This window comes from Bacillus sp. FSL W8-0640, from assembly GCF_038007725.1.
GTDB classification, from domain to species: Bacteria; Bacillota; Bacilli; order Bacillales; family Bacillaceae_G; genus Bacillus_A; species Bacillus_A cereus.
On sequence record NZ_JBBOXT010000001.1, the window covers coordinates 3324559 to 3338763 of the forward strand.

Genomic DNA, 14205 nt, shown 5'->3' on the forward strand with positions numbered 1-14205 from the left:
TCCACTCTCCTTCTTTTAATTATCATAAAAATAACATAATTCGATTATTTATATCTATCTATATATATATTTCTCAACAATTGAACGAAATTCATTCACTGAATTTTGCTCAATATTTTAATAGACCCGCTATAAATATGAATACTTTTTCTTATAACCTCTGAATATGAGTATCCTTAAAATCCGTCTCATATTTCAATCCATATCCAAACATTCGATCCATTCCAATATGTGCTGTCCATATTAAGCCAATCATTATAACGGTATCTATCTTAAAATAGACACCTATTAGAACAATTAATATGGATATGATATATGTGTGACATACATTATATATTTTCGCACCAACGTGATTATTAATCCCATATGCTAACATTGATAGATCCGGCGCTAAAAGGAATACAAAAAATATAATCCAACTAAACTCATATATTGAATACATATAAATCGTGGCTAAAAATACAACCATTCCTTCAAAATGTACAATACGTTTTTGCATTATTTATCATTCCTATTTTTCTATATTTATTGATACATTTTCATCGCTGAAAGTATTCTTTGTATTTTTTGACCAGATGGTTGCTAATATTGGCCCTGCAATGTTATGCCATACTGCCGCTAATACACTTGGGAGTGCAGCAGCCGGTCCACAATGCAATATACTTTCCAGCTATATTACTTATCGCTTCTAGTACTTTCATCCACTCAGCCCCTATCTTTTAATTGAAACACCTTTTTCGGATTCAAAATATTTTGCGGATCAAGAACTTTCTTTATTTTCTCCATTACAAATAATGCCGCCCCATGTTCTTCTTCTTGATACTTTCGTTTCCCGATTCCAACGCCATGTTCTCCTGTACACGTTCCTCCTCGTTTAAGAGCATACTGAACGATACTTTCATTTATTTCGTCTGCCTTCTTCACTTCCTCCTTATCATTTGTGTCAATCATTAAGAGTACATGGAAATTCCCATCCCCAACATGACCGAGAATACCGCCAATAAGCCCTACTTTATGTAATACCTCTTTCGCATGTTGAATCGCTCCAGCTAATTCCGAAATTGGTACACATACGTCTGTACTCATTAGCTTTTTACCAGGATAACTATGCACGTAAGAGTACGCTAAGTTATGTCTTGCATCCCACAGCTTATTTCTCGCTGCTGTTTCCGTCTCAAACGCAATTTCTATACATTTATGATCAAGAACGATTTCTTTCGTAAATTCAATATCTTGCTTTAACCCTGCTTCATTGCCGTGAAACTCTAAAAACAGTGTCGGTTCTTCTCTGTAACTTGTTTCATTGTAATAATTTACTTGTTTCATAGATAATTCATCAACGAGTTCAATTCTCGCGATTGGAATACCTGCTTGTAATATGTTAATTACAGCTTCTACTGCATCATTTATAGTTGGAAACGATGCCCTCGCAGCCATAACATGTTCTGGTATACCGTATACTTTTAAAGTTAACTCCGTGAAACATCCAAGTGTTCCTTCTGAGCCTACGAAAATACCATTTAAATGATAACCTGATGATGACTTCGCCGCTAAATTCCCGGTATGTATTACTCCTCCATCAGCAAGAACGACTTCTAAATCTCGAACTTGATCACGCATTACCCCATACTTTACCGCTGTCGTTCCGCTCGCATTTGTAGCAGCCATTCCTCCTAACGTTGCATCAGCTCCTGGGTCTACACTAAAAAATAATCCATACTTTTTCAATTCTTTATTAAGCTGAGAGCGCGTCACCCCTGGCTGTACTCTCACAAGAAAATCCTTTTCTCTTATTTCAAGTATTTTGTTCATAAGAGAAAAGTCCATTGTAATTCCTTTTTCGTAAGGAATTACATGTCCCTCTAAACTGGACCCTACTCCAAATGGAACGACAGCTGTTCCGTGCTGAATCGCTATTTTCATTATCGCGCTAACTTCTTCGGTCGTTTTTGGAAAAACAACTACATCAGGTAAACTACTACTATGGTAAGATTCATCTTTACTATGTAACTCTCGTACTGTCATATTTATTACTACTCGATCTTCAGGAAGTATGCCTTTTAATTCATTTACTACATGTTCAATTGTTATTTCCATAATCAACTCTCCTTTTTAATTTTAAAACAAGTATACCATCTTTATACAAAATAATTAGAAAAATAAGATTATTAAACCTGAACATACAAAAAAGAACCTGCAGCACACGCTACAAGTTCTTTTTCACTACATTTTAAACGATTTCTTTATTAACAACATAAACCAAATTAAAGTAACTGCCATCAACGAATGAGAAAATCCTACAATATAAGTTAACCCTTTAAAGTCAGCTCCATTTAACTGAAGAAGCCCTCTCGCTGCTAGCGAACCTAACATTAATGTTAATGCAATATTATGTAAAACAAACCACTTATTAAACCCTTGCACTTCATGAAACGCGAATACTTTTGCTAATCCTAAAGCAATTAAAAAGAAGAAAAAGCCAAGTACAAGTGTATGCGTATGCAAAAGATTTAACAAAGTAGACCCTAAAATCCCTTTATACTTACCATACTCCCTAGCGAAAATCCCTGATAATAAACCGATAATCAAATACGTAAACGATGCATTATATAATTTCTTCATTATGTACCTCCTTGAGTAGAATGTATAGTGTGTCATATTTAGTAATAATGATAGTTATATAGTAAAAACTCCTAGTCACCTAGGAGTCATTGTATAAGCATCTCACTCTTTACAATCAATCCTAATTATAAGATATCTCTCTATACAAAACAAACGAACTTTATGTGAACAAACACCCCCATTAAAATATGTTGCACTTTTGTTTTACACAATCCATACTAATTGTTATAACTTTTTAAAGGTGGTGTAATTATTGATAGTTCTTGAAACTGAACGTCTTAATCTTCGCTGGTTTGATATAAAAGACGCTCCTTTTATTCTTGAGTTAGTAAACGATCCTGCATGGATTCAGTTTATCGGTGACAAAGGAGTTAGTAACTTAGAAGATGCAAAAAATTATATTGTAAACGGTCCCATCGATATGTATAACAAACTTGGATTCGGCCTTTACTTAGTAGAACGAAAAAAAGATCTCACTCCACTTGGTATGTGTGGCCTTATTAAAAGAGATTCATTAGAAGACGTTGATATCGGGTTTGCCTTTTTAGAGACATTCCGTTCAAAAGGATATGGCTACGAGTCAGCTTCTGCGATAATCGAATACGGTGTACAAAAGCTCGGCATGAAACGAATTGTAGCAATTACTTCTGTAGATAACATCGCCTCAGGAAAGCTTTTAGAAAAAGTAGGATTACGATTTGAGAAAATCATTTCAGATTCAGGAGAAGATTTAAAATTATTTGGGTATAACGCATAGTAAAGAAGGTCGCCGTGAATGGTGACCTTTCTTTACTATTTTACTGATCTCGTCATAATACTTTTAGTTCCATTTATAGTTTTGCAGTAATTCTTGTGATTACTACTATGCCTTTCATATCACATTTTTTGGAAATTCATAGAAATAAAACTTTCACATTTAAATAAATTATATTAATATATCAAATAAAGGAAGTGAGAATAAATGGAACAACCGCTATTTTTATTAGTTCTTCAATTCATTGCATTCATATTAATCATTTGTATCGTATATGGAATGTTGTACAATACCGTATTAAATTTAAATATGCCTAAATGGACTGCACATATAGTAGCTACGGTCTTTTCCCTTGGTATTACCTATCAAGCTTTTATAAATTTTATTTGAAAAACTTTTGTAGCAATTACTTCTATTGTTGATGCAGTAAAGCTTTTAGAAAAAGCAGGATTGCAATTTGAGAGGGTTATTTCAAGATCAGAAAACGTAACCATTTTTTATAAAGTCTTTCCAGCGCAAAATAGTGAAGAAGTTAGTTCCGCTGAAAGTGTGTTTGCATAAAAAGAAATGAATTTAATTGATGCTACAAAAACTTTATTTTAATTCTGGTTCTATTGTTTGGAATCGTTCTAGGGTACCATTTGTGTGGACTTTAAAAATTTTCATTTGCGCACCAAAATGTTGCGTTAAGTAAAATGTATCACCAGTTATTAAATTTCCAATCTTCCAATCAGGTTGATATGTACTTTCCATGGAACTTTCTAAATCCCCAATCATTATTAAATTGATATATAATGAAGATGAACTACTCAACATTTTCGTTAAAGATAGTCTATCAACCTCTAACTACCTAATGAACTCAAGTAAACACATCTTCAGTCATTTTAAGAGGTACAAAAGGCACCCTTTCGGGTGATTTTTGTATAAAAATTCTATTTTTTTATATTCGATACCAACCACGAACCTTTTTAAAATAATAGTATCATTATGTCTCCTTTTTAGAGATTATTTTTAATTACCTTTAATTTTTTGCACCAGAACCGGAAAATCCCTGACTACTCGAAATATCAACTATCAGGTGCTAATATTCAATAACGCGTACTGAAAATGATTAAACATTTTTATAAACCCGTGGAACATTTAAGAAATCAATTTTTCTCTTATCGAAATTTAATTAGCTTACAGTAATACAGTGGTCATATATTTTTAAGAATAACGGAAGAATATATAGAAATTGCTACAGAAATGTGAAGTTTAATTAATTTAGGAGGAACAAACTTGTTTAATCAGCTTGTAAAAGTTATACCGAATTTATTTACGATTGGAAATTTATTGTGCGGTGTTTTCTCAATCACCTTGAATATGAGTGAATATTTAGGAGCAGCCTCCATTCTCATTTTCTTTTCAGCTGTTTTAGATTTTCTTGATGGAAGAATTGCAAGAAAATTAAAAGTGAACAGTGAGTTTGGCATAGAATTGGATTCCTTAGCTGATATTGTTAGTTTCGGCGTCGCTCCTGCGCTTTTATTTCATACGATAGCAACACCTTCTATTTTAACTTCTTTGGCATTTATCCTATTCCCAACAATGGGTGCTTTAAGATTAGCTAAATTTAGTATTAAACCAACTATTGGATATTTTAAGGGATTACCTATTCCAGCTGCAGGATTATCATTGGCTGGTATGGCATTGTTTTCATATAGTAATGCATGGATTACTTTAATCCTCGCCCTCTTAATGGTAAGTCCCATTAGGTTTAAAAAATTTTAATGAAGGTCACGCCCAACGCCATTAAGGAGCATTTTAAATGGATTTAACGCGTCAATAAGTATAAAAAAGCGGGACAATAATATTAAATTAGGTGCCCTTTGAAAAATTAAAACCTTGTATTTATGGCTATTGGGTTAATCCATCGATATGTTATTCTGAAACGTCAGTCCACTTTTAACAGGAGCTCCCTTTATCAAGAGAGCTCCTGTTCTTATTTCTTCTTCTTTTCTGTCGGTTGGCTTTGTTTAGCAAAATTAGATGAATCATCAAAATTCGGTTGCTTTTTACCAGCATTATTACTTCTACCTTTTCCCATATGTAATGCACCTCCCCTCCCCCTTACTATTCCCAATAAAAAAATTCTCTTGCATCCAAGAGAATTTTAAATTGGGTTCTTATTGATAATACCTAAGTACTTCCAACACTGCCATTCCATAAAAGATGGATCCAATGTTAAATTATTTAATGCTAAAACAAATATTACATTTTCATATTTAACTGGATAATCAATTAATAATCCTAATGTATTTCCTGAATCTGCGACAATTATGATTCCCTTTTCTAACACGTCATCTATAACTTCTTTTAATTATTCTTACCTAGTATATAATATTTTCCTACACATTGAGATTGCATGTTGTATAAGGAAGCCCTTCTTCTTTCCATGCAAGAAATCCTCCCTTTAAATTCACTACTTCCTTTATACCAGCTCTTTGTAAAATACTAGCTGCTATAGCGGAACGTAATCCGGTTCGACATTGCAAAACTATTGGAAAATCTTTCGGTATATAATCTAGTTGTTCAAATAGATTACCTAAAGTGATATGTATTGCATCATGAAGGTGTCCTTCCTCCCACTCTTTTTTACTACGCACATCGATAACCTTAACGCTTCCACCTTTTATATGCGGATATAATTCAATCGATGTTTTTTCTTTGTAACTTTCAAATCTATCAAGTCTTTGTATTACTTTTAAGGGTGCAAAAGCAATAATATTATCTAACCCAATAGATTCAAATTCTCTAATAACTGCCTCTACTTTAACTTTTTCCTCATCTAGAATTATTAAAGTTTCTTTTTTATAATCTAATAACCATCCACACCAAGTTGTGAAAGAATTGTTATAAGGTATGTTAATTGACTTCTCGATATGACCTGCAGCAAAACTCTCTACATCCCTTATATCAACTATTTGATAAACGCTCTTCAAAATTTCTTGAAGTTCTTCTACTGTATTAATAGCAGTACTTTTTCTCTTCTTACGAATTGGCGGACCATACTTATTTAAATTCTTCATTAATGAAAAATACTTTGGAGGCTCTGGCTGTCCCGTCAATAAAGTCGATATAAAATCACTTTCTTCATTACACCGAAATGCCCAATTGAACATCTTTTCATAACCTAATGTAGAAGTTGGAATTGCTCCTAATGCTTTTCCACATGCGCTTCCCGCACCATGTGATGGCCATATTTGTAAATAATCAGGAAGTATTTTTATTTTTTGTATAGAATTAAATAATTGTTTCGCTCCTATTTTTGCAGTATCCTTAATACCGACTGCAGTTTCTAATAAATCCGGTCTTCCTATATCTCCTACAAATATAAAATCACCTGTGAATATTCCTATCGGTTTATCATTCGTATAATTATTTTGACTTGTATCAGTTACTAAAAAAGAAATACTTTCAGGCGTATGCCCTGGGGTGTGTATTACATTAAATTTTATATGACCTACTTTAAACTCCGTGCCCTCTCTAACCAATTTGTATCGACCTTCGTTAAGATATTGATATTTCCAATCACAATCTCCTTCATCAGATACATATAAATTTGCATGGTAAAGAGTAGAAAGTTCTCTAGACCCAGAAAGAAAATCAGCATGAATATGAGTCTCAGCCGCAGCAATTACTTCCATCCCCTCTTTCTTAGCAAACTCTATATATTGTTCTATATAGCGACTGGGATCAATAACGATTGCTACGCCTTCTTTCTGACAACCGACTAAATAGGAAGCATGTGCTAATTTTTCATCATAAAAATATTTTAAAAGCATAGCTATTCCCTCCAATTAGTTATTTCAAATTGATTTTCAATTTTTGTAACCATTTTTTATCTTCTCCTATAGAATCCCTTTCAACATTAAATTCCAATACATATATGGCAACATATATCTTTTAAGTAAAAACATACTATACCTTTCTTTCGCTTGATTAAATGGAAACGTTTCTTGTGGCTCATGTTCATAGTTAAATTCAGCGAGTATAAGACTTTTATATCCTGTAACAATCGGACATGATGTATATCCATCATATTTAGCCTGTAAATCTCTTCCGCTAAGTACATCCATAATATTTTGTTTTAAGACGGGTATTTGTTTTCGAATTGCTGCTCCAGTTTTAGAGGTAGGTAAATTGGTACAATCTCCAAGTCCAAAAATATTTTTATATTGCACATGCTGCAAAGTATAAGGGCTTATATCTACCCATCCCTGATGATCACTTATCTCACTCTCTTTAATAAAATTAGGTGGCCCCATTGGTGGAACAACATGTATCATACTATATGGTACGGTTTCTCTTTTTAGTGTTTGCGTATCTTCAAAAATTGCCTCTCTCTTTTCGGCGATAATTTCCACTAAATTTTTATTATAATTCGTTATAATTTGCTTTCTTTCTAGTACTTGTTCTAAAGTATTTGCATATCGTGGAACCTGAAATATGTTATTGTTTGCAGAATAAAACATTACTTCACTTCTGTTTCTTACACCACTATTACAAAAATACTCCTCTGCTAAGTACATAATTTTTTGTGGAGCACCACCGCATTTAATAGGAGTATTAGGGTGGGTAAAAAGCGCATTTCCTCCTTTAAATTTTTCGATTTCTCTCCAAGTAGAATCAACAGATGTATAAGAATAATTGCTACATACCCCATTAGTGCCAATAGACTCTTTTAAGCCTTTAATACTGTCCCAATTTATTTGTATACCAGCTGCTACAATAAGAATTTCATACTCAAGTAGCAGTCCGTCATCTAAAAGTATCTTATTTTCAGATGGAAATAACTTAACAACACTTTTAGGGATCCACGTTGCCCCTTTTGGAATAAGCGATTCCTGATTACGCATCGTACTTTCCTTTGAAACAATTCCTCCCCCCACTAAACTCCATAGTGGCTGAAAGTAATGTTTTTTTGATGGATCAATAATTGCTATACTTTCTTTAAATAGGGGTACATTTCGTAATAAATGTGCAGTAGAAGATAGTCCTGCTGTCCCAGCACCAATTACAATAATTTTATAACTATCTCTGGTCTTCATTATCCTCTTCCTATCTAAAATTGATTTTTAAATTAACTAATTAGTAGCCATTTTTTCATCGTAGTAACATTATTATAAGTTAAAAACACCATAGTTTTATCTGATTTAAATGAAAATTTTGTTAATTTTACCATCAACATTACTATATGCGTAAATCCACTATGTTACTTCCATATTTTAGTTTTAATATCAAAACTATATATTGTTATATAAGATAATATATTAAAATACTTTTCATGAATCCGGATAAGTAATGTTTTAAAAACAACATCTGACATCTTAGATGTTACAATAAACAAATTCACATACTTCACAAATATGAAACGTATTAAATATCACTTAAATTTCGTTACCTTTTCTTCTGTATATATTGATAAAAAATTGTGAAATTTTATCGCATTATGCAAGACATTTAATATCAAATATATTACTGTCACTATGAACTAAATGGTTTATAGGAAATTTATAGATAAATAAAGTGCTAAATTGACTCTTATGCAGTAATTATCGTTTAATTTATCGAAAAATTAAAAAAATACGTGTAGATAGATATCATTTAAAATACATATATAATTAATTTTAATTTTCCGACACGTTTTTTCACATAGTTCTTAAACTAGTTTTTTGCGTGCATTATGAAAAAAATTGTACCGTGTCAATCTTAAAAAATTATATATCATAACTTTAAGAGAGGAAGGAAAACTATGAAGATGAAACGAAAAATCATTATGACAACAGCACTTGCAGCTACGTTAGCTACAGGTGCACTACCTACTACCTCGGTGTTTGCTGCAGAAAAGGAGGCTCCTATTCAACCAAAAGAGGCACAATTGAGTATTCAACCTTTTGCACAAAACAATTTGGAAACAGCCGTTCAAGCTGCCTTAAATGGTCCAGAAGTCAAAAAAATCAAAGTATTTGAACATGAATTTAATGTAAAAGAAATAGAAGTAGTAAATCTAGGTGCAGGAAAAAAATATGTTAAGGGGCAAATCTCTCACCATTTAAGTTTTCGTCCAGATGATCAATTTTATTATGAGTTTACAGTACAAGATGGAAAGGTACTAGATAAACCTGTATTTAATATTGATAGAGGTGGTTGGACACCATTTGCTGCTCCACTTTTATCAATTCTTGCTGCGTATAATGGAATTCCAGTTAATCCAAATGATTTAAATGCACTTGGTCAGCAGATTGGTAAAGTTATAGATGGAAGCTGGGAACATGCAGCCCAATCAATTGCAACTGTAGTTAGTCTAAGTTTTAATGAGTAGAATTTTTCAATTTTTATTAGCAGTGTAGAGATCCGCTTTTTGTAATCAGCCTTGTTATAAGAGATTCTAAAACAGCTATTAATAAATTTTTACCACTCAATCACATTATCTTGATTTGTTTACCACCTTATCATTCATTATATGTCACAAAATAGAAGTCTTTTTTAGGACTTCTGTTTTGTTTGTATTCAATACGATAAACAGTTGTTTTTTGGAGGCTATACTTCGAGTTTTCAAGAATCCGTTTGACTATTAGGGACAATTTATAATAAAAAATTATTAAAGTCTCAAATAACTTGCTCCCCCCTATTGTTAATTATTTTTAAATACAAAAATTTATTATCTTAAGAATGAAAAACAATAAATATAGTAAAAAATCATCTAACAATTGTTTAAAGGTCAGGAGAGAAAAAATGAACAAAATAAAAATGAGAAATTTCTTTAAAATTAGCATCCTTACTTGTATTACACTAGCAAGTTTAAGTAGACCATCTACTATTTTAGCTGATAGTCATCCAGGTTACTCCTATGAATCCAATATAGGGTATCAAAATCCATCGTGGATGTCCAAAATAGAAGATTCAACAAAAATAAGTGAAATATCTATTCCAGGGACTCACGGTACGATGGCTTTACATGGAGCGAGTTTTCTTGATGAAAATTTGACAAGAAATCAAACTATGAGTTTATCCCAACAATTAAATTCCGGAATTCGATATGTAGATATGCGTGTTAAACGTGTAAAAGATTCTTTTGCAATGTATCATGGCGTTGTAAATCAAAAAGCTGTGTTTGAAGATGTGTTAAAAGAGACCATTCAATTTTTAAAAGATCATCCAACAGAAACAATATTAATGCGCTTAAAAGAAGAAACTACTCCTGAAAGTGGATCTCTATCATTTGAGGAGATATTTTTAAAATATAAAAACGTTAATGCTTCATATTTTTGGGATCCTAATTCCGTACCAACTTCAGATAGAAATAACCCTACTTTAGGAGATACCCGCGGGAAAATTGTAATCTTACAAAACTTTACATCCGCTCAATTGTACGGGATTGATTACGAAGGTTTGAATATACAAGATAAATTTGAAATTGGAAGCGGACCAGACGAAATATATACAAAATGGATTGCGATAAAAAACCATCTACAAAATACAAATACTAATTTTAATAATGAAAAAATTTATCTCAACCATTTTAGTGGTACGGGAGGCGCAGCCGCATTTTTAAATAATGTATATCCTTGGTTTGTTGCAAGCGGAAAAGAGAGCAGAAATACTGACAGTAGTCCTAAATTGATTCAAACGAATTCCACTAATGCGTGGAGTGATTTCCCTCGCGATAGAAACGGACAAGTATACTATGGGGGGATGAATACACTTGGGACCGAACTCTTACAACAAGGCGCAATTAAACATTCTGGTATCATCGCAGCTGATTTTCCCGGTCCAGGTTTAATTGATAGTATCATTAAATTAAATGGTATACATTCAAATGAAAAAGAGATATTAATTTCACAAATATCATCTGAATCTAGTCCTTTATCAGGGCAACAAAATCGATCCAGCCAAAACTTTAAAATTGATAGTTTACCTGTAGGTACCAAAGAATTAAAATGGGTTATTGAGCCTTCAGAAAAAGATTATCCTTCTACTATTTCTTTCAATGTAATGATTGATGTTTCCCTAGGAATAGATTCTACTCGTTGGAAAAATATTTCACATGAATCTAGGACTGAAGCTTACACAAATACTAAATATTATATTGCAAGTCCAATTGGTGCCACTAGCAAATTCACAGTGAAAATATATGCTATTACAAATTAGAAAATAAAGAATCCAAATGGAATTCCTTTTTGATGGAATACCATTCGGATTCTTTTTTGATTTTAATTCGTTAACATTAGGATGATGATTAAATTTATTAATATACCATTTAAACCATTAGATAATTCATGCTTGGAACGACCCTTACTTTTTAAAGAGCAATCCAAAATTGTTAACTACCTTTTTCAGCTTATCATTTATTCAAAACTGGCTTCCAAAGCGATAAAGCAAAAATCCAATTTGAGTCGCCATTTCCTTGATGATTTTGAACCGCTTCGTACACTTTCCCCTCATGTACTACTCTATCACCTTTAGTATATGCTTTTCTTGCATCCCATTTTTCATATGCGGAATCCTCTAACTTTGTTGTTACATTCAAAACATCACTTCTACTAGATTCATTTCCAGCTAAATCAACCGCCGTCACTACATATTTATACGATGTATTAGCCTTCAAATCTTTATCCATAAAAGATGTATTAGCCGCCGTCCCAATTTTATTCATAACCCCAGCGCTTTCTCTATATACAATATAATGGTCAACACCTACATTATCTTCTGACGGACTCCACATTAAATCAACAGTTGTCGCTGTTGTACACATACTATGTAATCCTTTTGGTTGAGTTGGAGCCTCTATATCTGGGATTGTATGTGTTGTCTTAACCTTCAGTTTTTCACTTTCTTTTGATATGTTTCCAGCAGAGTCTAATGCCTTTATTGTATAAGTATATTCCGTATCTGCTTTTAATTTTTTATCAATAAAAGTTGTACCTGATACCGTATCAATTACTTCTCCATTACGTAACACTTGATATTCTTTTACACCTATATTATCAGTGGAGGCCTTCCATGTTATTTCAACACTATTGGCAGAAACTTTAGAGGCATTTAATTCAGTTGGTTGACTTGGAGCTACTGTATCAGGAGTTTCATTATTTACTAAATTTACATCAACTACATTATAAAAAGCGTTTGACGTATCTGCTACATCCCATACAGCTAAAATAACATGATAACCATTACGATCAGTTGGTACATTAATTGTATGTGTTAAATTATTTGATGCGGCCGAACCGTCATGTTTCACAGTTCCGATTGGTTCTAATTCAGCACGTGTTAATGGTTTGTTAGGATCCCATCCTTTTTTGGTAATGTAATAATGCCATTTACTTGTAGAATGTGGCGCTGTATATTTCCATGTAAATGTATTTACTCCACCTTTAATTGTGTTTTTGAACCAACGATTTGATGTTTGTTGGTCCAGAATACCTCCAAACAATCCTCCTGCCGAAGCAATTTCCCCATCAATCGGTCCATTATCTGGAAATCCTTTAGGTGCTTCTAGACTTTGAGGTTCGTACATTACATTTCCACAATTTAAATTTAATGCCCCATAATTCTGACTACATAAAGCAGCACGACTACTCGGCTTTTCAACAAACCCATGTGCATACGCACTTTGAGGAGTCATTGTGATTGCCGTCATGCCTGCAGCCAAAACACAAGCACCAATCCCCTTTTTACTTGTTCTTAATCTTTCCAATTTAGATGTTAATTTCAATTTCATTTTTGTCCCCCCAATATATTGCTTTCGCTAATATAATAGCAATATAGGGATAAACGAACAAATCGTCAATTAATATATTAATATCTCTCATAAATTGGTACATTTATTATTATTTTTAATCTCCTATAGAAATAAAGTAAATACAATTAAGTAATTTTGTAACATTATGTATTAAAAGAAGAATAAAAACTCCATTTAATTTCACAAAAAATTCAAATATTAAAACAAAAAAATCCTCATGTAGGAAAAATAAATTTTTTATATTACAAAAAGCAAAAAAGTCTGGAAGAAACCGATTATATCCGTTTCTTCCAGACTTCCGCTACTTTTATACCACTCACAAATCCTTTAACCTTAAACATATACACTTGAAGTTAAAACACATATAATACCCCTACTAATTCAAACTAACGCTTAATTACTTATAAAATAACTTAAGGTATCTAGCTTAACTGTATTTTCTTTATTAATAGCTATTTTCTATTCTGTATTTCCTTACTTTAAACAGATTATCAAGAAATTATTAACGTTTAAGAAAAGAGAAAATATTTAAAAATCCAATTTTAACTATCAAATTTTAATAATTTATTGTGTTATTTTTATCTAATAAGGCACAGAAATAAAGGATGAACTTCAGTGTGCTTGAGAAAAGTTTCTTAGGGTGAAACGTTTAAAGGGTATTTTAGTACTGGGTTTTTATTAAATGTTCCTGTATCTAATATTTAAATTAACGGATGTCAAAATATTTTACAATACGAGTATTAAACGTTACATATTTTTATATAAAATGATACATTTCATCAACACGCCTCTTCTAATCTTTATGATAAATATAGAAAATTCGGCTCTTTAGGATTTTATTTTAGAATTCTCATAAAAGTATATAATAGATTAGACACATAGTTGTCACAAATTAATGGTTTATCTACTTTATGATTACCTATGAAAACTTTATTACCACTTCAATATTTATCGATAAACTAAAGCACTCTATACTTACAATTTCTTAAAACCCTTTTAAATAATCTTTCAAAAGAGTCGCTAGTTTTATATTTTTTATTTTTTT

Annotated in this window: 12 protein-coding genes and 1 pseudogene; 5 read left to right on the top strand and 8 right to left on the bottom strand. The window is 32.0% G+C overall.

All coding sequences use genetic code 11. The features are described 5' to 3' along the window. Positions 1–151: 151 nt before the first annotated feature. From N2V80_RS17185 to N2V80_RS17200, 4 genes and pseudogenes are all read right to left on the bottom strand, one after another. A complete protein-coding gene (locus tag N2V80_RS17185; RefSeq protein WP_001172063.1) occupies positions 152–499 on the bottom strand; it encodes a DUF4260 domain-containing protein in 348 nt (115 codons plus the stop codon). A gap of 12 nt (positions 500–511) precedes the next feature. Continuing rightward, positions 512–655: pseudogene (locus N2V80_RS17190) on the bottom strand (bile acid:sodium symporter family protein); the annotation flags it as partial. A 50-nt stretch (positions 656–705) separates the two neighbouring features. Further along, complete coding sequence (locus N2V80_RS17195; RefSeq protein WP_000406571.1) at positions 706–2097, bottom strand: FAD-binding oxidoreductase; 1392 nt, start codon at positions 2095–2097, stop codon at positions 706–708. A 126-nt stretch (positions 2098–2223) separates the two neighbouring features. Then, positions 2224–2622: a DUF2871 family protein gene (locus N2V80_RS17200; protein WP_000737896.1), complete on the bottom strand. Its 399-nt coding sequence runs from the start codon at positions 2620–2622 to the stop codon at positions 2224–2226. 253 nt (positions 2623–2875) lie between these two features. Between N2V80_RS17200 and N2V80_RS17205 the strand changes: the two genes are divergently transcribed. Both N2V80_RS17205 and N2V80_RS17210 read left to right on the top strand, forming a co-directional pair. Beyond that, a complete protein-coding gene (locus tag N2V80_RS17205) occupies positions 2876–3379 on the top strand; it encodes a GNAT family N-acetyltransferase (protein ID WP_000636208.1) in 504 nt (167 codons plus the stop codon). A 204-nt stretch (positions 3380–3583) separates the two neighbouring features. Beyond that, positions 3584–3766 carry a hypothetical protein gene (locus N2V80_RS17210; RefSeq protein WP_000437513.1) on the top strand — a complete coding sequence of 61 codons (183 nt, stop codon included), beginning with the start codon at positions 3584–3586 and terminating at the stop codon, positions 3764–3766. Between the two features lie 204 nt (positions 3767–3970). On the opposite strand, the gene N2V80_RS17215 is transcribed toward N2V80_RS17210, so the two are convergent. Beyond that, on the bottom strand, positions 3971–4153 hold the full coding sequence (locus N2V80_RS17215; RefSeq protein WP_002000399.1) for a DUF5065 family protein: 183 nt from the start codon (positions 4151–4153) through the stop codon (positions 3971–3973). A gap of 501 nt (positions 4154–4654) precedes the next feature. On the opposite strand from N2V80_RS17215, the gene pssA reads away from it, so the two are divergent. After that, on the top strand, positions 4655–5146 hold the full coding sequence (gene pssA / locus N2V80_RS17220; protein ID WP_061655026.1) for a CDP-diacylglycerol--serine O-phosphatidyltransferase: 492 nt from the start codon (positions 4655–4657) through the stop codon (positions 5144–5146). A 617-nt stretch (positions 5147–5763) separates the two neighbouring features. Here pssA and N2V80_RS17225 read toward each other — a convergent pair. Next, positions 5764–7200 (bottom strand): MBL fold metallo-hydrolase, encoded by a 1437-nt coding sequence (locus tag N2V80_RS17225; RefSeq protein ID WP_061655028.1) that lies wholly within the window; start codon positions 7198–7200, stop codon positions 5764–5766. Positions 7201–7266: 66 nt separating this feature from the next. Next, positions 7267–8466 (bottom strand): FAD/NAD(P)-binding oxidoreductase, encoded by a 1200-nt coding sequence (locus N2V80_RS17230; protein WP_000857304.1) that lies wholly within the window; start codon positions 8464–8466, stop codon positions 7267–7269. A gap of 704 nt (positions 8467–9170) precedes the next feature. Between N2V80_RS17230 and N2V80_RS17235 the strand changes: the two genes are divergently transcribed. Together N2V80_RS17235 and N2V80_RS17240 are read left to right on the top strand one after the other, a co-directional pair. Continuing rightward, positions 9171–9740 (top strand): hypothetical protein, encoded by a 570-nt coding sequence (locus N2V80_RS17235; RefSeq protein WP_000782792.1) that lies wholly within the window; start codon positions 9171–9173, stop codon positions 9738–9740. A gap of 413 nt (positions 9741–10153) precedes the next feature. Further along, on the top strand, positions 10154–11569 hold the full coding sequence (locus tag N2V80_RS17240; RefSeq protein WP_061655029.1) for a phosphatidylinositol-specific phospholipase C: 1416 nt from the start codon (positions 10154–10156) through the stop codon (positions 11567–11569). 193 nt (positions 11570–11762) lie between these two features. On the opposite strand, the gene N2V80_RS17245 is transcribed toward N2V80_RS17240, so the two are convergent. Further along, positions 11763–13139 carry a lytic polysaccharide monooxygenase gene (locus N2V80_RS17245; protein WP_061655031.1) on the bottom strand — a complete coding sequence of 459 codons (1377 nt, stop codon included), beginning with the start codon at positions 13137–13139 and terminating at the stop codon, positions 11763–11765. Between the last annotated feature and the right edge of the window lie 1066 nt (positions 13140–14205).

Excerpts from the sequence above, each read along its gene's own strand:
- N2V80_RS17230 (WP_000857304.1), bottom strand. The coding sequence starts at position 8,466 with ATGAAGACCAGAGATAGTTATAAAATTATTGTAATTGGTGCTGGGACA.
- N2V80_RS17185 (WP_001172063.1), bottom strand. The coding sequence starts at position 499 with ATGCAAAAACGTATTGTACATTTTGAAGGAATGGTTGTATTTTTAGCC.
- N2V80_RS17215 (WP_002000399.1), bottom strand. The coding sequence starts at position 4,153 with ATGATTGGGGATTTAGAAAGTTCCATGGAAAGTACATATCAACCTGAT.
- N2V80_RS17245 (WP_061655031.1), bottom strand. The coding sequence starts at position 13,139 with ATGAAATTGAAATTAACATCTAAATTGGAAAGATTAAGAACAAGTAAA.
- N2V80_RS17200 (WP_000737896.1), bottom strand. The coding sequence starts at position 2,622 with ATGAAGAAATTATATAATGCATCGTTTACGTATTTGATTATCGGTTTA.
- N2V80_RS17225 (WP_061655028.1), bottom strand. The coding sequence starts at position 7,200 with ATGCTTTTAAAATATTTTTATGATGAAAAATTAGCACATGCTTCCTAT.
- N2V80_RS17195 (WP_000406571.1), bottom strand. The coding sequence starts at position 2,097 with ATGGAAATAACAATTGAACATGTAGTAAATGAATTAAAAGGCATACTT.
- N2V80_RS17210 (WP_000437513.1), top strand. The coding sequence starts at position 3,584 with ATGGAACAACCGCTATTTTTATTAGTTCTTCAATTCATTGCATTCATA.
- N2V80_RS17235 (WP_000782792.1), top strand. The coding sequence starts at position 9,171 with ATGAAGATGAAACGAAAAATCATTATGACAACAGCACTTGCAGCTACG.
- N2V80_RS17240 (WP_061655029.1), top strand. The coding sequence starts at position 10,154 with ATGAACAAAATAAAAATGAGAAATTTCTTTAAAATTAGCATCCTTACT.